General features: G+C 67.9%; 13 protein-coding genes. 6 read left to right on the top strand and 7 right to left on the bottom strand.

Annotated elements, in window-relative coordinates; translation table 11 throughout:
- Positions 1 to 369: 369 nt before the first annotated feature.
- Genes ACWDKQ_RS03595 through ACWDKQ_RS03585 form a run of 3 tightly spaced genes read right to left on the bottom strand, consistent with a single transcriptional unit; the run spans position 370 to position 2,582 of the window.
- Entirely contained in the window at positions 370 to 1,662 is a 1,293-nt protein-coding gene (locus tag ACWDKQ_RS03595; protein ID WP_450137194.1) for a WXG100 family type VII secretion target, read from the bottom strand.
- Entirely contained in the window at positions 1,659 to 1,967 is a 309-nt protein-coding gene (locus tag ACWDKQ_RS03590) for an ESX-1 secretion-associated protein (protein ID WP_450137193.1), read from the bottom strand. Before ACWDKQ_RS03590 ends, ACWDKQ_RS03595 begins: the two co-directional genes overlap by 4 nt.
- A gap of 33 nt (positions 1,968 to 2,000) precedes the next feature.
- Entirely contained in the window at positions 2,001 to 2,582 is a 582-nt protein-coding gene (locus ACWDKQ_RS03585) for a YbaB/EbfC family nucleoid-associated protein (protein ID WP_450137192.1), read from the bottom strand.
- Positions 2,583 to 2,936: 354 nt separating this feature from the next.
- Between ACWDKQ_RS03585 and pdxR the strand changes: the two genes are divergently transcribed.
- From pdxR to ACWDKQ_RS03560, 5 genes are all read left to right on the top strand, one after another.
- Positions 2,937 to 4,331, top strand: coding sequence for a MocR-like pyridoxine biosynthesis transcription factor PdxR (gene pdxR / locus ACWDKQ_RS03580; RefSeq protein ID WP_450137191.1), 1,395 nt, complete (start codon positions 2,937 to 2,939; stop codon positions 4,329 to 4,331).
- A 103-nt stretch (positions 4,332 to 4,434) separates the two neighbouring features.
- Positions 4,435 to 4,881, top strand: coding sequence for a DUF6319 family protein (locus tag ACWDKQ_RS03575; protein WP_450137190.1), 447 nt, complete (start codon positions 4,435 to 4,437; stop codon positions 4,879 to 4,881).
- Between the two features lie 484 nt (positions 4,882 to 5,365).
- Entirely contained in the window at positions 5,366 to 5,806 is a 441-nt protein-coding gene (locus ACWDKQ_RS03570) for a YbaB/EbfC family nucleoid-associated protein (RefSeq protein ID WP_450137189.1), read from the top strand.
- Positions 5,807 to 5,808: 2 nt separating this feature from the next.
- On the top strand, positions 5,809 to 6,162 hold the full coding sequence (locus ACWDKQ_RS03565; RefSeq protein ID WP_450137188.1) for a WXG100 family type VII secretion target: 354 nt from the start codon (positions 5,809 to 5,811) through the stop codon (positions 6,160 to 6,162).
- Entirely contained in the window at positions 6,159 to 7,385 is a 1,227-nt protein-coding gene (locus ACWDKQ_RS03560) for a WXG100 family type VII secretion target (protein WP_450137187.1), read from the top strand. The genes ACWDKQ_RS03565 and ACWDKQ_RS03560 overlap by 4 nt, the downstream gene beginning before the upstream one ends.
- Before the next feature lie 82 nt (positions 7,386 to 7,467).
- Here the strand turns inward: ACWDKQ_RS03560 and ACWDKQ_RS03555 are convergent, their stop codons facing one another.
- The 3 genes from ACWDKQ_RS03555 to rpoB all read right to left on the bottom strand — a co-directional run bounded on the left by ACWDKQ_RS03555 (position 7,468) and on the right by rpoB (position 16,352).
- Complete coding sequence (locus ACWDKQ_RS03555; RefSeq protein WP_450137186.1) at positions 7,468 to 8,241, bottom strand: hypothetical protein; 774 nt, start codon at positions 8,239 to 8,241, stop codon at positions 7,468 to 7,470.
- A 596-nt stretch (positions 8,242 to 8,837) separates the two neighbouring features.
- Positions 8,838 to 12,749: a DNA-directed RNA polymerase subunit beta' gene (locus ACWDKQ_RS03550; RefSeq protein ID WP_450137185.1), complete on the bottom strand. Its 3,912-nt coding sequence runs from the start codon at positions 12,747 to 12,749 to the stop codon at positions 8,838 to 8,840.
- A gap of 108 nt (positions 12,750 to 12,857) precedes the next feature.
- Complete coding sequence (rpoB, locus tag ACWDKQ_RS03545; protein ID WP_450137184.1) at positions 12,858 to 16,352, bottom strand: DNA-directed RNA polymerase subunit beta; 3,495 nt, start codon at positions 16,350 to 16,352, stop codon at positions 12,858 to 12,860.
- Between the two features lie 1,272 nt (positions 16,353 to 17,624).
- Between rpoB and ACWDKQ_RS03540 the strand changes: the two genes are divergently transcribed.
- Positions 17,625 to 20,762, top strand: a complete 3,138-nt coding sequence (locus tag ACWDKQ_RS03540; RefSeq protein WP_450137183.1) for a CHAT domain-containing protein — start codon at positions 17,625 to 17,627, stop codon at positions 20,760 to 20,762.
- An 81-nt stretch (positions 20,763 to 20,843) separates the two neighbouring features.
- On the opposite strand, the gene ACWDKQ_RS03535 is transcribed toward ACWDKQ_RS03540, so the two are convergent.
- On the bottom strand, positions 20,844 to 21,155 hold the full coding sequence (locus ACWDKQ_RS03535) for a hypothetical protein (RefSeq protein ID WP_450137182.1): 312 nt from the start codon (positions 21,153 to 21,155) through the stop codon (positions 20,844 to 20,846).
- Positions 21,156 to 21,353: the final 198 nt, after the last annotated feature.

The following is a 21,353-nucleotide window of genomic DNA, read 5'->3' as shown; positions in this document are numbered from 1 at the left end:
AAGCCACCTCCAGCGTGAGGCGGCCCGCCGCCGTAACCGAAGTCCGTGCCGTTGCCGGTCGGGGCCGGCCCGCCTCCCGGGTGCGAGCCGCCCGCCGGAGCGCTGTCGGGAGCCGATGCGGCGCGCGGGCCGTCCGCTGAATCGGCGGGGCCGTGGGAGCCGCCCGAGCCGCCGTGCTGCGAGCCGCCAGCCGAACAACTGTCCACTGAGGACGAACTATGCGCCGTATCTGCCGAGCGCGCGTCGGAGGTGGAGGACGATTCCGGGTCGTGCGAACTGGATTCGGCCCTGGCCCGTGGGGAATCGGAACCACTCGGAGAATTAGAACCGTCGCCGGAACCGGAGTCACCGTGCCCAGATCCGCCAGCGTCAGAGCCACCGTGCGACCCCGATCCACTCTGCGAGCCAGCACCACCGGAACCAGCGTCGCTGTGCGAACCCGAAACTCCGGGGCCGGAGTCTCCAGAGCCGTGCCGCTGTTCGACGCGGAACCCGAGCCAGTCGAGCCGCTGCCCGCAGAACCCGGGTTCGAGCCGTTGCCCGACGAGCCCGCACCGTCAACCGACGGGCCGGCCCCTTGTCCCGCACCATCACCGGACGATCCCGAACCGGAGCCGGTCCCGGAAGAACCGGAACCCGACCGGCCGCCGGAGGAGCCGGAATCACTACCGGTCCCGCTCCCCGAGCCGCCGTCGCCGTCCGGCCGCCTCCGGGCGCGTCCGGGCCGCCAAACTTGGCGTTGTGCTTGCCGACCACGTCGGTGCCGAAGACGTCGTCGACCTTCTTCCAGGTCTTATCCGCCAGCTTGTCGCCCAGCTTGCCCGCGACGTCCAGCTTGTCCGCGACCTTGCCGACGCCTTCGGCAGCTCGCTTCCCCATCTTGCCGAGGGCCTTCATGATGTCGCCGAAGACCTCGACCAGCTTCGTCAGCTTCGGTGCCACGTTGCTGATCGTCTTGATCAGCTTGGTGACGACCTTGGTGATCTTGGAAACAGTCTTGGCGATGAACGACACCGCCTGCGGCACCACCCAGGCCAGCGAAACCCCCGGCGGGGCCAGCGCTTCCAGGGCGTAGGTGATCAGGCGCGAGATGCAGTCTGCGACCAGGTCGCGGACGAACTCGCGGACGAACGAGACGACCTCGCCCATCACCGTCACCACGGTGCTGATGGTGTTGGCGAGCTCGGAGGCGCCGGCGATGGCTTCGCCCTTCTCCGCGGCGTGCTGCCGGTATGCGTCGCCTGCCGCGCCGGTCCACTGGGCCGTGTCCGCCTTGACCGCGTCGTTGTACTGGGCGGCGGCCTCGCCTACCGCCTTGGAGACGTTCGCCCAGGTCTCCCCGTACGCCTTGACGCCGTCCGGGTCGCCGGCGAACCAGTCCAGCGCCTCCTTCAGCGGCTCGACGTGCTCGATCAGCCACGACAGGCCGTAGGCCAGCAGGGTGCCGATGGGGTCGGTGGCGATGCTGACCGCTTCCATCACCAGGCCGCCGTAGGCCAGGCCGGACTCGACCCAGCTCGAACCGTCGTTCAGCGACGCGACGTCGTTGATGGACTCGGCGATGCCGATACCGGTGCCCCACCCGGCGTCACCGGTGCCCGCGGTCAGCGGACCGGGCCCGTCCAGATTCTCCTTCCGTTGCGCGACGAGCGGGTTGCTCATACCTCGATCGCGCCGATCACGTCGCTGCCTGAGTCGTCGGCCGCCTGGTAGTCCTCGGCTGCACCGCGCACGTTCTCGGCGACCTCCCGCATGGCCTCGACGGCCTTCTGCAGGGTCTCGACGCCGTGCTGCTCCACCGGGTCGAGCGTCCAGGCGAAGGGACGGCACAGGATGCCGTACGCGTCGTTGTCCAACGAGACCTGCTGCGACGCGTCCACCGCGACGTTCAGCTGGTCCACCACACCGTCCACTTTGGATGCGTGGATGCGCAGGTTCTCAATGACGACGTTCATCTCGTCCGGCATCGCGAAGGGCCCCTCAGGTCAGGCACGGCACGGTCAGCGCAGGAAGGAACCGCTGCCGAAGTCGTCGTCGAATTCGTCCGGGCCGCGCCGCGACGGCGGCCGCTGCGGCGGAGTCGGGGGCTTCGGGGGCGCCGGGGGCTGGCGTCGCTGCTGCGGTTCCTCGTAGTCGTCCTCGACCTCGTACCGCATCTCTTGCAGGCCGGACCCGCGCTGCTGCGTCTCGTCGTCGTGCTCCGGCGGCTCCGGGAAGTACTTCCGGGCCTGCCCCAGCACGTGCTGTGCGGCGGAATCCTCGAGGCCGACGGTGCCGGCGACCGCCTGCTGCATCAGCTCGGGAACCTTCGCCTGCGCGGTCTGCACGGCGCGCATGATCTCGGTGGCCAGCTTCGCCATCGGACGGTTGCTGGCGCTCTCGGAGAGCTGGAGGTTCTGCAGGATGCCGGCGGAATTGATCGTCACCTCGATCGCGCCGTCCCGGGAGGTCTCGGTGACCGAGATCCGCTCGATCTCCTGCTGCATCCGGCCGAACTTCTCGGCCTTCTCGGCGGCCCGCTCTTGCCACTCGCGAACCATCCGCTCAGCCGCGCCGATGTCGCGTCCGACGTCCTCAGGCAACCCATCCCCCGACCCGCTGGCGCCGCGCACCGGCGGGAATGCCGCGACATCATCCGGCGACTGCGCGCGATCCCCAGCTCTGGCACAGCTTTCCTTATCGATCTCGTCCTGCGGCGGGAACCGTATCAACCGGAAGCGCGAGGTCGGGCTGGATCTGCCGGAATTCCCGTGTCGCAACGATCACGACCGGGCAGCACCGGTCGCACGTGTCCGGAAAGCACGGGGCCGGCGCTCAGCGCTTCGGGAAGCTAGCACGCGCCGCGCCGGTTGCACGTGTTGCCGCGCACTGCACCCGGTGCCCCGACCACCCGAAGGTCGGCGCCGCAATCCCGTGCTTCGGTAGGGTCGGGTGCTGTGACAGCCGGATGGTCCACATCGCTGGATCTGCACCTGGATCGGGTGGGCCGCCCCGACAGCCGCAAACTGGCCGAGGCGCTGCGCACCGCGATCCGCGACGGCCGCCTCCCGGCCGGCAGCCGCGTCCCCTCCACCCGCACCTTGGCCACCGATCTCGGCGTCGCCCGCGGCACCGTCACCCGCGCCTACGACCAACTGGTCACCGAGGGCTTCCTGCTGTCCCGCCAGGGCGCGCCCACCACCGTCGCCGAACGGCTGGCGAGCCCGGAAGACCCGGTCGCCGCCCCACCCCGCCCGGCAACCCCCGCGCCGCGCTGGGATTTCCGCCCCGGCCGACCGAACCTCAGCTCCTTCCCTCGCCGGGACTGGCTGGCCGCCAGCCGCCGCGCCCTGCAGACCACCCCCGCCGGTGACCTCGACTACGGCGACCCGCAGGGCCATCCGGCGCTGCGCGAGGCCCTCACCGACTACCTCGCCCGGGTGCGCGCGGTGGCCACCACGCCGGACCGGATCATCATCTGCAACGGCTACTCCCAGGCGTTGTCACTGCTCAGCAAGGCCCTCAACGACCAGGGGCTGGACTCGATCGACTTCGAGGACCCGTCCCTGCCGCAGCTGCGCGCGATCCCGGCCGGCCTCGGCATGGCGGTGCGCGGCGTGCCGGTCGACAACGATGGCATCGACGTCGCGCAGCAGCTCAGCCGGGCCGTCGTGGTCACCCCGGCGCACCAGTTCCCGCTCGGCACCGCCATGAGCTCGGCCCGGCGGACGGAGCTCGTGCAACTCGCCAAGACCGATGACCGGCTGATCATCGAGGACGACTACGACGGCGAGTTCCGCTTCGACCGCCAGCCGATCGGATCGCTGCAGGGCATGGCACCCAACCACGTCGCCTACGCGGGCACGGCCAGCAAGACCCTCGCCCCCGCCCTACGGCTCGCGTGGTTAGCGCTGCCGCCGCAGCTGGTGAGGCCGGTGCGCGCGCTCAAGGAGCACAGCGGGCTGCACGCCCCGCTGTTCGAACAGCTGGCCATGGCGGAACTGATCCGGTCGGGAGCCTACGATCAGCATGTCCGCCGATCACGCGCCGTGTACCGGAGGCGACGGGAGCAGCTCCTCGATGCGCTGAGCGGTATGCGCGCGAACCACCGGCCTTACCCGGCCGGGATCTCGGCCGGACTGCACATCACCTTGCAGCTTGACCCGGAGGGACCGACGGAGCGAGAAGTCCTGATTCGGGCGCGGAAGCATTCGGTGGACCTCGAAGTGCTCGGGCCGCACTGGGTCGCGCCCGGCGAGCACCCACCGGGCGCGGTCATCGGCTACGCCGCCCCCGCGGAACACGCCTTCCGCCCCGCGCTGCAAGCATTGGTCGCCGTTCTGCAACGGTGATCCGATCGGGCGCCACCGCCGCGTCGCCCGACATGTCCGCACACCCGATGGGGAACACCTGTTCTATTCTGGTTCCCCCCGCCGCGACACACAGGAGACAGAGTTGACCGAAGAGCAGACCAGCACCGAGCAGACCGAGCCGGCACAGCCCGAGCAGGCCCAGGCCGAGTCGACGCAGCCCGAGTCGGCCCAGCCCGAGGCCCAGTCGCAGCCCGAGGCCGCGCCCGCTGAGCAGGCGCCGAAGAAGCCGCGCGCCCGCAAGCAGAGCACCGTCAAGAAGACCCGCACGGTCGAGCTCACGCTGACGGTCACCGGTACCGCCGATGGCGAGTGGCAGGCCGACCTGATTCACGCGGGCAAGCGCATCGTTGGGGGCCTGCCGGTCGCGGCGGCCGCGGTGTCCAAGGCGGCCGCCGAGCTGCACCAGGACATCTCCGACACGATCGAGAGCGTGCTCAACGAGGCGCGCCAGCAGCACGAGGCGAAGCTCGCCGAGCTCGAGGCCGAGGTCGAGCGGGTCCGCAAGGCCCTCGCCGAGCTCGAATCCTGATCGCTTGCAAAAGCGGGGCATGCCGTGCCGGCCCCTCGACGACACGGCATGCCCCGCTGCAGCCCTGACCTGGCCGGCTCCCTCGCCGACCGAACTACCACGGGGTAACCCGCGCGGTGGAGACTCGCAGACGCGGTAGAAGCGCCGCAACTCCATCTCCGACCGGTCGATCAGGCCAACAATGCTACGCCGCGCGACCGGTGCCTTTCCGGACGCGAACGCCCGCCCGCGGGCCGTCGCAGCGAAATACGGTGCCGTTGGCCGAGAACTGCGCGCAGCAGTTCGGAAAACGGCAGCCGCAACGCTAGTAAGTAGATTTCACATATCAGGCACTGATCTTCAGCCTCGATAACCAGCCGATACGACTGGATCGAAAAAAGGCCGAGCCAACTCCGGGGTTTTTTCGGATACTCGCCCCGCCTCGCCCACTGATCGACCAAGATAGCCGATCAGAACCAATCATCACTGGGCCGAGGAGGCGAAAATGGCGGCGGATCTGGACGATCTGCAACGCAAGCTTGACGCGCTGAAGGAAGCTGGACGCCGAGCCGAAGAGCAGATGGGCGACTTCAGCCGCATGCGCGAGCAGATCAGCGAGCTCCAGGCTGGTGCCACTTCCGCGGACCGGTCGGTCACCGTCACCGCCAGCCCCGGCGGCGTCACCGACATCCAGTTCACCCAGGACGCCTTGCGCCTGTCCCCCGCGCAGCTGTCCAGCACCGTCATGAGCACCCTGCAGCTCGCGGTCGCCGAAGCCGCCCGCAAGCAGGCCGAGGTCGTGCAGGAGTACGTGCCGGACAGCGATGTGCTCGAACGCGTGATGCGCACTCAGGACGAGCTGTTCGGCAGCCACGCCGAGCAGCCGCAGCAGGCACCAGTGGACGACGACGAGGTGCCGGACTCCTTCCTCGACGGCGGGCGGTGACCATGCCCGGGTACAACGCTCCCGCCGACGCGATCATGCGCTGCGGCGGCAATGTCGGCGGGATGAACGCCGACGCCAGGTCCATCAAGGACAAGGCCGCCGGGGCGGAGGTCCCGGAGGTCTCCTGGGGCCTGCTCGGCCTGGCCACCACCTACAGCTCCTACCGCGAGCTTCTGGACAAGTTCAAGCAGCACCTCGACGAGATGGCCGAAGGGCTGACCAAGGCAGGCGAGGACTTGACCGAGTGCGGCAAGGATTACCAGACCACCGACCGTTCGATGGCGGAGATGCTCGGCAAGATCATCGGTGACATCGGAAAGACCGCTGGCGGCGGTGGCGGAGGTGGCTCCTGGTGACCAGCAACGCGGAAGCGATCAGCGAGAACAGCGCGCTCAACCCGACCGCCTCGCCGGTCGACGCCTCGGCGTTCGGGAAACTGCCGTTCGTCAAGGACATCATCAAGGCCAATGACGACGCCGGCAAGGGCGACGTCGAGGCGCTCAAGGGCGACATCGAGAGCTACCTGTCCAGCGCGACCAGCTTCGCGCTGGACCCGATGGGCTTCCTCATCGGCACCGGCGTCGAGTTCGTGATCAACTTCGTGGCCCCGGTGCGGGACGCGATCCAGCTCGTCACCGGCGACAGCGAAGCCCTGGCCAAAGGCGCGGAAGCATTCGCCGGCGTGCAGGGCGACATCGACAAGCTCGCAGAGAACCTGACGAACAAGCTGGACGGCGAACTCGCCGACTGGGACGGCGAAGCCGCCGACGCCCTGCGCAAGAAGATGGCCAAGTTCATCGAGGGCGTGAAGGCCACCGGCGGCCAGGCCAACAACCTTTCGCAGCTGCTCCAGATGAGCGCCACGATGATGGAAGCGGCCGAGGGAGTCATCAAGGGCATCCTCGCCGACTTCCTTACGTGGGCGATCACTACATGGATCACGGCAACGGCCTCGGCGGGCCCGACCTTCGGCGGCTCCATCGCCGCGGCCACCGCGGTCACCACGGCCGAAGCGGGCATCACCTGCGCCCGAGCCGCCCAGCAGATCCAGAAGATCACCAAGATCATCGGCCACATCATGGACGTGATCACGGCGATCAAGGCGATCCTCGACGCGATCCGCATCTACGAGAGCATCCAGCAGATCACCGACGGGAAGCCGGGCGGAGACGGCGGCAAGAGCCCGGCCGACATCGGCAGCCAAATCCTCGGCGGCGTGACGAAGGAAACCGCCGACGAACGGAAGGTCGTGGACCAGCTCGGCAAGGGCTACCAATCCGAAGCCGAGGACCGCGGCTACACCGTCGACGGCGACGGCGACGTGGCATCTGTCGGGGAGGATGGAACACGCACGAAGCTCAACGAGAACGGCAGGCGTGTTCTCGACACCGACGGAAACCCGGTCACGTCGGAGAAACCCACACCGAGCTACGGCGCGAAGGACTTCGCCAAGTCCGGCTTCAACCAGGTGGCCGGCGGCCTCGGCTCCGCCGCTGATGCCTTGGAGAAGCAGGCCCAAGGAGGCGGTTTCACCGACGTCCCGCCGGACGAAACGATCAGCGGCGACCTAAACTGGTGAAACCGCCTGATCAAGTGACGAGTGAAGGGCACCTTTGACCGGCATAATCCTCGGATCCGAGGTGCCCTTCACTCGGAAAAGATCAGCCGAACGGGAGTTGTAGCTGTGGCAAGGGGATGTGTTGGCGGTCGGCCACTGCGCCTGCGGGATCCTGGAAAGCAGCAGGCGGAATCCAACGTTGGATTTCCTGGGCGATTCCGAAGAGATCGTCGAGCACAGCAGCGTCCTTGAAGTTGCGGCCGCACCAAACGATGATCTTCCGGCCCGACAGCCGGAAGTGCACTTTGCCCAGCGCCGTGTTCGGCCCCGGACCGCGCCCCTCGTTGTACAGCCAACGCGTGCGATCCATCGTCACCACAGAGCGCACGTAGTCCGGCGGGACCCCGGAGGCGTGGTAGACGTTCAACGCAGCCGGCCCGATGTCGACGCCGTCGCCCTGGATGACGTTCTTGGAGCGGTTGAAGCTGAACAGATCGGCGATATCGGAGAGTTTGTCCCGCTTCTCGTCAAGCACCAGTTCCGGCACCGGTGACGGCAGCTCCAGGACGACCACGCCGCAGGTCAACACCCGCTTGGTCGTCTTCGACGCCGTAGTCAGGTGCATGCCCGCGCCCGGCGAATAGTAGGAATCGCCGGGACTGGAATTCTTCCGGGTGTAGTCGATGTGCACCGCCAATGCGGGCATCCCCTGGTACAGCCCGGCCATCAGCAGTGGCAAGGCCCTGCGTCGATACTTGTGAAAAGGCTCGCCTGGCAACTGGTTCAACACGTTGTCCGGCACGTTCCAAGCAACCCGCCAGCCGAGCCGTTGTGCCCACTCCACGACCGGCACTACCGGTCGTCCCGGATGATTCATCCCCGCCTCCGATCACCGCTGCACACCGTAGTCGCCGAGGTCCCACCAACCAACAACGCCTGATCAGTGATGGGTGAGGGGCACCCTTGGGCGGCATAGTCGCTTCTTCAGTCTCAGTTGTTGATGTGTCACGGTTTGTGTGGCGGCATAGTCGTTCAAGGGCGCCCCTCGCCTCGAAAAGCCGCAGGGATGCCGAAGGGAACTGGGCCTACTCCCACATGCGCCGAACTGGTGAGTATTGACGCCGCGCTACCAGATTCTGCTAACGCACGAACAGGATCGTCTGGAGGCTCCTCGCGGAGATGCTGTCCCGGCAAGACCGGCGGGACGGGCTGCGCTGCCGGATTCGAGGCCTCACATACCCGCCGCACAAGGATCGAGGTAGTCAATGTGTACACATAGGATCGATTACCTGATCAGGCGACTCCAATGTGCACACTTGTCAGCAGGATGTGGAACAAACGAAGAATTCGCGTTACCAGCCCAACTCCAGGCGTTCCTGACCAACGTCAAGGCCGGCCAGCTCGACCTCTGACATGGGGAAGGGCCCCTGTCCGGAGGAGTCGGACAGGGGCCCTTTGGTCAACCAGCTAACTTCAGCGGTAGTCGCGGCCGAAGTCGTAGTCATCCAGCGGAACCGCCGCACCCGTGCCGGTGCCGAACACATCCGGGGTGTAGTAGCTGTCGTCGTAGGACGGGATCGCGTACGCCGCGGCCCGCGCCTCCTCCGTCGGCTGCACCTGGATGTTGCGGTACCGGTTGATGCCCGTACCAGCCGGGATCAACTTACCGATGATCACGTTCTCCTTCAGACCGACCAGCTTGTCACTCGCGCCCTCGATAGCGGCGTTCGTGAGGATGCGGGTCGTCTCCTGGAAGGATGCCGCCGACAGCCACGAATCAGTGGCCAGCGACGCCTTGGTGATACCCATCAGCACCGGACGGCCGGACGCCGGGTCGCCACCCTCGGAGACGACGCGACGGTTCTCCGCCTCGAACTGCGAGCGCTCAACCGGCGAACCGGGCAGGAACTCGGTGGCACCCGAGTCGATGATGATGACCCGGCGCAGCATCTGGCGGACGATGACCTCGACGTGCTTGTCGTGGATGCCCACACCCTGCGACCGGTACACCTCCTGCACCTCGCGCACCAGGTGCAGCTGGGCCTCGCGCGGGCCCATCACGCGCAGCACCTCGTGCGGGTCGACCGCACCTTCCAGCAGCTGCTGGCCGACCTCGATGTGGTCGCCGTCGGCGACCTGCCGCTCGGTGCCGTCGACCGAGATCGCCGCGAGCCGCTGCCGCTTGGACAGCTTGTCGTAGACGATCTCCTCGCCGCCGTCGTCCGGAATGATCGTGATCTTCCAGTAGCGGTCGTTGTCCTCCAGCCGGATCCGGCCCGAGGTGTCGGCGATCGGCGCCTTGCCCTTCGGGACCCGGGCCTCGAACAGCTCCTGGACACGCGGCAGACCGGTGGTGATGTCGTCACCGGCGACACCGCCCTGGTGGAACGTACGCATCGTCAGCTGCGTACCGGGCTCACCAATCGACTGGGCAGCGACGATGCCGACGGCCTCGCCGACGTCCACCAGCTTGCCGGTGGCCATCGAACGGCCGTAACAGACCGCGCAGACACCGACGCCGGACTGGCAGGTCAGCACGCTGCGGACCTTGACCTTGGTGACGTTGGCGGCGAGCAGCTTCTCGATCGCCGGGTCACCCAGGTCCGAACCGCGGGCAAGCACGATGTTGCCGTCAGAGTCGGTGACGTCGTCGGCCGTGGTACGGGCGTAGACGCTGGTCTCCACGTGCGGGTCGCGCAGGAGCTTGCCATCGTCGAGCAGCTCCGCGATCGGCATCCGGATACCGCGCTCGGTGCCGCAGTCGGTCTCGCGGACGATGACGTCCTGCGAGACGTCCACCAGACGACGGGTCAGGTAACCCGAGTCGGCGGTCCGCAGCGCGGTGTCGGCGAGACCCTTGCGGGCACCGTGGTTGGAGATGAAGTACTCCAGCACGGACAGGCCCTCACGGAAGTTCGCCTTGATCGGGCGCGGGATGTACTCACCCTTCGGGTTCGACACCAGACCACGCATACCGGCCAGCTGAACGACCTGGGTCATGTTACCGGCGGCCCCGGACTTCACGATCACGCTGATCGAGTTGTCCTCCGGGAAGTTCGCCTCCATGGCCTCGGCGACCTCGTCCTTGGCGGCCGTCCAGACCTTGACCAGCTCCGCGTTGCGCTCCTGGTAGGACAGCGCACCGCGGCGGTACCGCTTCTCGACCTGGTCGGCCTTGGCCTCGTAGTTGTCCAGGATCTCGGTCTTGGCCGGTGGCACCACCACGTCGGTGATCGACACCGTCACCCCGGAACGGGTTGCCCAGTGGAAACCAGCGTCCTTGAGCTTGTCCAGGGTCTGCGCCACGGTGACCATCGGGTAACGCTCGGCCAGGTCGTTGACGATCGCAGCCTGCTTCTTCTTCGGCAGCAGGTCGTCGACGAACGGGTAGTCCTCGGGCAGCAGCTCGTTGAACCAGACCCGGCCGAGGGTGGTCTCGGCCAGCCACGGCTGACCGGGCTCCCAGCCTTCCGGTAGCTGGGCCTTGTTCGGCACCACGTCGCGCAGCCGGATCTTGATCTTGGCCTGCAGGTCCAGCGCCCCGCGGTCGAAGGCCATGATGGCCTCGCCGACCGAGGAGAACGCCAGGCCCTCGCCCTTGGCACCGTCCACCTGACGGGTCAGGTGGTACAGGCCGGTGACCATGTCCAGACGCGGCATCGCCAACGGCCGACCGGAGGCCGGCGACAGGATGTTGTTGCTGGAGAGCATCAGGATCCGGGCCTCGGCCTGGGCCTCGGCCGACAGCGGCAGGTGCACCGCCATCTGGTCACCGTCGAAGTCTGCGTTGAATGCCTCGCAGACCAGCGGGTGCAGCTGGATGGCCTTGCCTTCCACCAGCTGCGGCTCGAAGGCCTGGATGCCGAGGCGGTGCAGCGTGGGAGCACGGTTGAGCAGCACCGGGTGCTCGGCGATGACCTCTTCCAGCACGTCCCACACCTGCGGGCGCTGGCGCTCCACCATCCGCTTCGCTGACTTGATGTTCTGCGCGTGGTTGAGGTCGACCAGCCGCTTCATGACGAACGGCTTGAACAGCTCGACCGCCATTTCCTTCGGCAGACCGCACTGGTGCAGCTTCAGCTGCGGGCCGACCACGATGACCGAACGGCCGGAGTAGTCGACGCGCTTGCCGAGCAGGTTCTGGCGGAACCGGCCCTGCTTGCCTTTGAGCAGGTCGGACAGCGACTTCAGCGGCCGGTTGCCCGGGCCGGTGACCGGACGCCCGCGACGGCCGTTGTCGAACAGCGCGTCCACGGACTCCTGCAGCATCCGCTTCTCGTTATTGACGATGATCTCGGGAGCCCCGAGGTCGATCAGTCGCTTGAGGCGGTTATTGCGGTTGATCACCCGGCGGTACAGGTCGTTGAGGTCGGAGGTGGCGAAGCGGCCACCGTCGAGCTGCACCATCGGACGCAGGTCCGGCGGGATGACCGGCACGCAGTTGAGCACCATGCCGCTCGGGTCGTTGCCGGTGACCTGGAAGGCCGCCACGACCTTGAGCCGCTTGAGGGCGCGCAGCTTCTTCTGGCCCTTGCCACTGCGGATGGTCTCGCGCAACAGCTCGGCCTCGGCACCGATGTCGAAGGTCGACAGCAGCGACTGGATGGCCTCGGCACCCATGCCACCGGTGAAGTACTCGCCGTACCGGTCGTAGAGCTCGCGGTACAGCATCTCGTCGGCGATGAGCTGGCGGGGCTCCAGCTTGGTGAAGGTATCCCAGATCTCGTCGAGCTTGTCGAGCTCGCGCTGCGCGCGGTCGCGCAGCTGCTTCATCTCGCGCTCGGCGCCTTCCTTGACCTTGCGGCGCTGGTCGCTCTTGGCGCCTTCGGCCTCGAGCGCGGCCAGGTCGGCTTCGAGCTTCTGGGCCCGGGCCTCCAGGTCGGCGTCGCGCTGGTCGGCGACGCGCTTGCGCTCGACGCTGATCTCGCTCTCCAGCGTCGACAGGTCGTTGTGCCGCATCTCCGTGTTCACCGCGGTGATCACGTAGGCGGCGAAATAGATGATCTTCTCGAGGTCCTTGGGGGCCAAGTCGAGCAGGTAGCCCAGCCGGGACGGGACGCCCTTGAAGTACCAGATGTGGGTCACGGCGGCAGCGAGCTCGATGTGGCCCATCCGCTCACGACGCACCTTGGCGCGGGTGACCTCGACGCCGCAGCGCTCGCAGATGATGCCCTTGAAGCGGACCCGCTTGTACTTGCCGCAGTAGCACTCCCAGTCCCGGGTCGGACCGAAGATCTTCTCGCAGAAGAGCCCGTCCTTCTCCGGCTTCAGGGTGCGGTAGTTGATGGTCTCGGGCTTCTTGACCTCGCCGTACGACCACTGGCGGATGTCGTCGGCCGTGGCGAGGCCGATGCGGAGTTCATCGAAGAAGTTGACGTCAAGCACGTCGGGTCTTCTCCCTTGATCGAAAGGTTCTGCCGGTTGCCGGCAGCGGTGCCAGGTTGGGTCGGACGCCGGTCCGCGAGATTTCCCCTCGCGGACCGGCGGCGAGGTTCAGTGCGCGAGGTCGTCGACCGAGGCCGACTCGTTGCGGGACAGGTTGATGCCGAGGTTGGCCGCGGCACGCTCCAAGTCCTCGTCCTCGCTGTCGCGCATCTCGATGGCCGCACCGTCGCTGGAGAGCACCTCGACGTTCAGGCACAGCGACTGGAGCTCCTTCAGCAACACCTTGAAGGACTCCGGGATGCCCGGCTCGGGGATGTTCTCGCCCTTGACGATCGCCTCGTAGACCTTGACGCGGCCGACCACGTCGTCGGACTTGATGGTCAACAGCTCCTGCAGTGTGTAGGCGGCGCCGTAGGCCTGCATGGCCCAGCACTCCATCTCGCCGAAGCGCTGGCCACCGAACTGCGCCTTACCGCCCAGCGGCTGCTGGGTGATCATTGAGTACGGGCCGGTCGACCGGGCGTGGATCTTGTCGTCCACCAGGTGCGACAGCTTGAGGATGTACATGTACCCGACGGCAATCGGGTACGGGTACGGCTCCCCGCTGCGGCCGTCGAACAGCTGCGCTTTGCCGTCGGCGCCCACCATGCGCTCACCGTCGCGGTTCGGCCTGGTGGAAGCGAGCAGACCGGTGATCTCCTCCTCCCGCGCACCGTCGAAGACGGGGCTGGCGGTGTTGGTGCCCGGGTCCACTTCGTAGAGGTCGTCGGGCAGGCGCTTGGCCCACTCGGCGTCCCCGTCGATGGACCAGCCCTGCGAGGCGATCCAGCCGAGGTGCGTCTCCAGCACCTGGCCGATGTTCATCCGTCGCGGCACACCGTGCGTGTTCAGGATGATGTCGACCGGGGTGCCATCGGAGAGGAACGGCATGTCCTCGGCGGGCAGGATCTTGCCGATGACGCCCTTGTTGCCGTGGCGGCCGGCAAGCTTGTCGCCGTCCTGGATCTTGCGCTTCTGCGCGACGTAGACCCGCACCAGCTGGTTGACGCCCGGGGGCAGCTCGTCGTCGTCCTCGCGGTTGAACACGCGGACGCCGATGACCTTGCCGGTCTCGCCGTGCGGCACCTTCAGCGAGGTGTCGCGGACCTCGCGGGCCTTCTCGCCGAAGATCGCGCGCAGCAGCCGCTCCTCCGGGGTCAGCTCGGTCTCGCCCTTCGGGGTGACCTTGCCGACCAGGATGTCGCCGCCCTGCACCTCAGCACCGATGCGGATGATGCCGCGCTCGTCGAGGTCGGCCAGCACGTCGTCGGAGACGTTCGGGATGTCCCGGGTGATCTCCTCGGCACCGAGCTTGGTGTCGCGCGCGTCGACCTCGTGCTCCTCGATGTGGATCGAGGTGAGCACGTCGTCCTGCACCAGGCGCTGGGACAGGATGATCGCGTCCTCGTAGTTGTGCCCCTCCCACGGCATGATCGCGACGAGCAGGTTCTTGCCCAGCGCCATCTCGCCGTCTTCGGTGCACGGCCCGTCCGCGATGACCTGCCCGACCTCGACCCGGTCGCCCTCGTTGACGATCGGCTTCTGGTTGATGCAGGTGCCGTGGTTGGACCGGGAGAACTTCTGCATCCGGTACGACCGGCGAGTGCCGTCATCGGCCATCACCGTGATGTAGTCGGCGCACAGCTCCTCGACCACACCGGCCTTCTCGGCGGTGATCACGTCACCGGCGTCGACCGCGGCGCGCAGCTCCATGCCGGTGCCGACCAGCGGCGACTCGCTGCGCAGCAGCGGCACCGCCTGGCGCTGCATGTTCGCACCCATCAGGGCGCGGTTGGCGTCGTCGTGCTCCAGGAACGGGATCATCGCGGTCGCGGCGGAGACCATCTGCCGCGGCGAGACGTCCATGTAGTCGATCTCGGTCGGTGCGAGCAGCTCGACCTCGCCGCCCTTGCGTCGACCCAGCACGCGCTCGTCGATGAAGTTGCCGTCCTCGTCGATCGGCGCGTTGGCCTGCGCCTTGACGTAGCGGTCCTCTTCGTCAGCGGTCAGGTAGTCGATCTGGTCGGTGACCCGGCCGTCGACGACCTTGCGGTACGGCGTCTCGATGAAGCCGAACGGGTTGATCCGCGCGAAGGTGGCCAGTGAGCCGATCAGACCGATGTTCGGGCCTTCGGGCGTCTCGATCGGGCACATCCGGCCGTAGTGCGACGGGTGCACGTCGCGGACCTCCATGCCCGCGCGCTCACGGGACAGACCGCCCGGACCGAGCGCGTTCAGCCGCCGCTTGTGCGTCAGGCCGGCGATCGGGTTGGTCTGGTCCATGAACTGCGAGAGCTGCGAGGTGCCGAAGAACTCCCGGATCGCCGCCGTGATCGGGCGGATGTTGATCAGGGTCTGCGGGGTGATCGCCTCGACGTCCTGGGTGGTCATCCGCTCCCGGACGACCCGCTCCATGCGGGACAGGCCGACCCGGACCTGGTTCTGGATCAGCTCGCCCACGGTGCGGATGCGCCGGTTGCCGAAGTGGTCGATGTCGTCGACCTCGACCGGCACGGTCGCGCCTTCACCCTGACCACGCGCGGGCATCTCGGTCTCGACCGCGTGCAGCCGGACCAGGTACTCGATCGTGGTGACGATGTCTTCCTCGGTGAGCACGCCGACCTCGTACGGCTCGCCCATACCGAGTTTCTTGTTGACCTTGTAGCGGCCGACGCGGGCGAGGTCGTAGCGCTTCTCCTTGAAGAACAGGTTCTCCAGGAGCGTCTGCGCGCTCTCCTTCGTTGGCGGTTCGCCCGGGCGCAGCTTGCGGTAGATGTCCAGCAGCGCTTCGTCCGTACCGGCGGTGTGGTCCTTCTCCAAGGTCGCCATCAGGGTCTCGGAGAAGCCGAACCGTTCGCGGATCGCCTCGGCCGACCAGCCCAGCGCCTTCAGCAGCACGGTGACTGGCTGGCGGCGCTTGCGGTCGATGCGGACGCCGACGGTGTCGCGCTTGTCGACGTCGAACTCCAGCCAGGCACCGCGGCTGGGGATGATCTTGACGCTGAAGACGTCCTTGTCCGTGGTCTTGTCCACGGACTGGTCGAAGTAGACACCGGGGGAACGGACGAGCTGAGAGACCACGACCCGCTCGGTGCCGTTGATGATGAAGGTGCCCTTGTTGCTCATCATCGGGAAGTCACCCATGAACACCGTCTGGCTCTTGATCTCGCCAGTGGTGTGGTTGGTGAACTCCGCGGTGACGAACAGCGGGGCCGCATACGTCATGTCCTTGTCCTTGCACTCCTCGACGGAGGCCTTGACCTCGTCGAAGCGTGGATCGGAGAAAGACAGCGACATCGATCCGGAGAAGTCCTCGATCGGGGAGATCTCGTTCAGGACCTCCTCAAGACCGCCAACCGGATTCTCCTCGCCGGCGTCGACCCGGCGCTGGAACCAGGCCTCGTTACCGACAAGCCATTCGAAGGACTGGATCTGCAGGTCTAGCAGGTTCGGCACGTTCAACGGCTCGCGGATGTTCGCGAACGAGACCCGCTTGGGTGCCCCAGGGATCCCCGACGTGTAGTTGGAAGCTGCAGAGACCTTGGTCGCGCGGGAGACTGCCAAGATGCGTCCTTCCGGGACTCTGAACTGGCTACAGCCGCATCAGCGAAAGGTGTCCGGCGAATGCGACCGACGGGGTCCGTATCCGCTGTCACACTCCGCTAACACAGCTGTCAAGGGTGCAATGGCGCCCACGATCCTACGGTCCGGTGCAGGACAGACGGAAAGAGGGCAGCGCAAAGTAGCAGTCTAGCCGGAATCACGCCAGCTGTCGAGGGGGCCCGCCGACGGCGGCCCAGCCCCGCGTTGAGGACTAGAGTGAACCCGCGCGCGCCGCCAGTCAAGAGATCACGCTTCGATCACCCTCGTGGCGCAAAACACGATCACCGGCCGTGATCCCCAATGACATGATCTTGCCTGGTCAGCAGGGTACCTCCAGGTAACTTCCGGCACTGCGCAGCCACACTCGCGACACCCCTGCGAACAGCCCTTGACAGACCTCCCGGGCAACGGCCTGCGGGTGACGAACGCCTCAACATGCGGGATCGACGTCTCTATTCCTGGGACGACTGAGCCAAACGGAGGCAGTCCCGCGACGCCTCTTCCGATCATTAACGCCTTGTACTCACGCCGACACCACCGGTCATCGGAACCGGTGCATTCGATCTTCGAATTCTCGATCTCGACCGCGAGGCCGATTTGCACTCAGGCACCCGTCGTGGCAAGAACGGCGCTCGCCACGACCGACACCGATTACCCGGCTTGCTGGCTAATTCCACCGCTTTCGCCGCAGTGATCGTTTTCACCCCGCCTGAGCAACCGACGCTAATCCCGCCCCAGGCGTCCGTGGTTGCGCCTGCGGTCGAGACCCAGGCACGGGGACGACGCCGGGCTGGCGCGGGTCGACGCGCCGGTGGGCATCGTCGCGCCCGTCACCGCGCTCGTCCTACCTGGACACGCGGACGTGCACGGACCGCGCAGGGGCCCGCACAGCGAGGCACACCGACCAACGAAAACGGCGACCACGACGACGTCCGCGGCGGGGACTACGGCGTCAGCCGACTCGCACCGCAGCCGGCCGATCTCGAGGCCGTCGTTGCCACGGCGTGCCAGTCGTGAGTATTAATGGGTGCAACAACCACTGCTCCTCCCGGGTCGAGCACTTTCTCCTGTCGCGACGATGCGACGCACGGCGCCGGTGGGCACGACTGCCCATCGGCACGATCTCAGGTGACGCACGTGGGCTACTCGACGACCGCATCCGCCGGTAGCGTGATATGCCCCACCGCGTCCCGACGCATACCCCGGGTGGGCAGGCCACAGGAGAACGTACCGATGACAGACGATGCAAGCCGCGCGAACGAGCGGTTCCGCGGGCTGCAGCGTTGGACGGGGGAGCCGGACCGCAGCGGCTCCAACTCCAGCTGGTTCTCCGGCGAACAGGACGCCGTCGCGCACCAGCCCCGGCAGCCCCCGCAAAACCCGGAAGCGGCAACGCGGGAACCCCGGCGCAGCGCCGAGCAGCGCTACGCCGACGCCATCGCGGCGATGAACAAGATCGTCACCACCCTGGACTTCGACCAGCTGCCCTGGGTCACCGAGGTGCTCCGCGACACCGCCTGCGTGCTACACGAAACCGACCCGGCGCGCGCGGGCGTGCTTAACAACCTGGGCAGCGCGGCACAGCTGACGCACCTGCGCAGCGGCGAGCTGGCCGACCTCGAAGAAGCGATCTCCTACTACCGGTCGGCGACGGCTGTGGCGCACAGCAGCGACAACGACCGGATGCTCTACCAGTGCAACCTCGCGCTGGCGCTCACCGACCTGGCGGGCAACACCGGCAGCGCAACCGCCGCCGCGGAGAGCGCGCAGGTCGCGCGGGAGGCCGTCGAGCAGACTCCGCGCCGCGACCAGCGGCGGGCGATGGCACTGGTCCGGCTCGCCAACGCGTTGAAGCTGCACGCCCGGCTGGCCGACGCGCCGGAGTCCGACGACGAGTCGATCGAGGTGTTCCGGGAGGCCGCCCGGATCTCCCCGGCGAACGACCCGACGACCTCCGAGCTGCTGGTCAACCTCGGGGCGGCGCTGCTGCGCCGGTTCGAGCGGGGCGGGTCGTCCGAAGACCTGGACGAGGGCATCAAGCACCTCGGGTCGGGCGCGGGAGCCCTCGCCGACGGCGAACCCCGGCGCGCCGCCCTTTGCCACCTGGCGAACGCGCTGCGGCTGCGGTTCCAGCTCAACGGGGACCTGGCCGAGCTCAACTCGGCGATCAGCGAGCTGATTGGCGTGCTCGGGGTGCTCGACAGCGGGAATCCGCTGCTCGGCACGGCGGTGTGGCACCTCGCCGCGGCCACCGTGGAGCACGTGGACGCCACCGGCGAGGCCAGCCAGCTGCGCCGCGTGCTGCGGCCGATCGCCCCGGCGGTGCGCGCGATGTCGCCCGACGACCAGAGCCGCGCGGTCGCCCTCACCGGTTACGCGGCCCTGCTGCGCAGGCACTTCCTGCACGGCGCGGAGGCCAAGGTGCTGGACACCGCGGTCACCGCAGGGGAGGCCGCGGTGGAGGCGGCGACCGGCGAGCAGCGCGCCGCGGTGTCGAACTCGCTGATCAGCACGCTGATCAGCCGCTTCGAGCACCACGGCGACAGCGCCGACCTGGACCGGGCCGCCGAACTCGCGCGCGAGGCATTGAAGGGCGACGCGGCCGCGCAGGCCTCGGCCTGGACGCAGCTCGGCATCGTGTCGGCGCACCGGTTCCGGACGAGCGCCAAGATACGGTACATCGAGGCCGCGATCGAACTGTTCGACCAGGCGCTCATCGCGATACCGCAGAACGCGCCCACCCGCGCGGGAGTGGCAATCCACCTCGGTCGCGCGCTGCAGACGCTCTACCAGCGCAGCGCCCGCCGCCGGTACTACCGGTGGGCGCGCAAGGTGCTGATGGAGGCGGCTGAGCAACCCAACGCCCCAGCCGACCAGCGGCTTCGGGCGGCAGGACTGGCGGGCCGGATCTGCGCGCAGGCGCACCGTTGGCCGGAGGCGCTGGAGTCGTTCGAGCTCGCGGTCGACCTGCTGCCGCTGGTCACGCGCGGCAAGCGGGTCGTCGCGTCGCCGACCGCGCAGCAGCGGTGGGCGTCGATGACGGCGGACGCCGCGGCGTGCGCGTTGGAAAGCGGCGAGCCCGAGCGGGCCGTGGAACTGCTGGAGCACGGGCAGACGGCGATCCTGGCGGACTTCCTGCCGACCGGCAGCGAACTAGGCGCGCTGCACCGCTCCCACCCGGACCTCGCAGACGAGGTGGTCCGGTTGCGGAGGCTGCTGGACCGCCCGGTGGACGAACCGGTGCTCACCGGGTCCGACGATCGGATGCGGCTGGCGCGCACGTGGGACGAACTGGTCGCGGAGATCCGCGCCGTGCAGCCGCGGCACCTGCTGCGCACGCCGTTCGCGGAGCTGGCCACCGCGGCGCAGGACGGTTCCGCGGTGCTGGTCAACCTCAGCCGCTACCGGTCCGACGCGCTGGTGATCATCGCGGGCCGGGTGCTGACCGTGCCGCTGCAGAACGCCAATCCGGAAACCGCGGCCGAGCGCGCGGCCGAGCTGCTGGCCGCCGCGCAGGAGGACGACCACGGGACGCTGTCCGACGCCCTCGACTGGACCTGGGACCGCATCGCGCGGCCGGTCCTGGATCGGATGGGCTACCTGCGCGAGCCAGAGCCCGGCGCCCGGTGGCCCAGGGTGTGGTGGAGCGCCCTCGGCGCGATGGCGTTCCTGCCGGTGCACGCGGCGACCGCACGAACCGGCGAGTCCACTTTGGACCGTGTTGTGTCGTCGTACACCCCGACGTTGGCCTGCCTGCTCCGGGCGGGCAAGCGACCGGTGCCGACGGGCGGCACGGCCCTGGTCGCGGCCGGGTCGGCGCTGCAGGTCGGGCGGGAACTGCCGCCGCAGAACCAGGTCCTGGCGCAGCACTGGCCGTCGGCGAAGATCCTCTCGGTGGAGAGCGCCGGCGCGACGGAGGTACTGCAGATGCTGCCGCAGCACCCGTGGCTGCACGTGTGCGAGCCGAGCTCCCAGTTCCCGGCGCAGCCGGCGGCGGGCCTGCTGCTGGACCGGGAGTCTCCGCAGCGGCCGCTGAGCCTGGTCGAACTGGGCCAGGTGGCGCTAGACGAGGCGGAGTTCGGCTACCTCGGCCAGTGTGCGACGGCGGCGGATCCGCCGTGCAGGGCGGCTGTGTCGCTGCCGGGAGCACTCGGCTTCGCGGGCTTCACGCACGTCATCGGCACTCTGTGGGAGATCGACGAGGAAAGCGCGGTGCAGGTGCACGCGGAGGTCTACGCGGCGGTGTTCGGCGGCGAGGAGTACGACACGGACCGCTCGGCCTACGCCCTGCACAACGCGGCCCGCAACCTCCGCGCCCGTTACCCGGAAGAGCACTGCCTCTGGTCGGCCCACGTCCACATCGGACCATGACCACCCAGATCCTAGGCGCTGATTCCCATCGAAACTGTGGTGACCCGGCGGCTCCGCCGAGGAGGTGCCGGGTTTTCATTGTCAGGTACGAGGTTTCAGCTGCCTGAGGGTGTAGCCGTCGCCGGTCGGGTCCAGTGCTGCGATGGCTCGTTTGAAGAGGTACTCGGCTCGTTCGTAGGACAGTCGGCTGCGGCCAGTCTCCGGGCACATCTCGCCCTCGGGAGGCGTTCGGGACGGCCCCGGCCTGCGATCGGTCAGGAACAGCAGGCCCCTGGTCCGGCCCGCCTCGAACCGGATGCGCGCGCAATGGCGAGCGTCAAGCTCCGCACCCCGGAAGACATCGACGCCGAGCTGTTCACAACTGGCTGCGCGCGGCCCGAGACGAGAACCCAACCGGCTGACCGGCGAACACGGGCAGAAACGCCGGTCATCCGTCCGGCGTTTTCCCCATTGCTCGCAACGATTTCCGACGAACTCACCTAGCGCGGCTTTAGCCTGTTTTGCAGTGATCGTTCGAGGCGCGGTGGGGCGGGCTTGGACCTTCGAAGCGGCGAAACCCACCCCCGCAACTCGCGCCGCCGCGGGTTGCGC

This window comes from Saccharopolyspora sp. NPDC000995 (assembly GCF_053599315.1).
The sequence above is the reverse complement of the archived record's forward strand: the minus strand, read 5'-3'. Positions and strand labels throughout refer to the sequence as shown.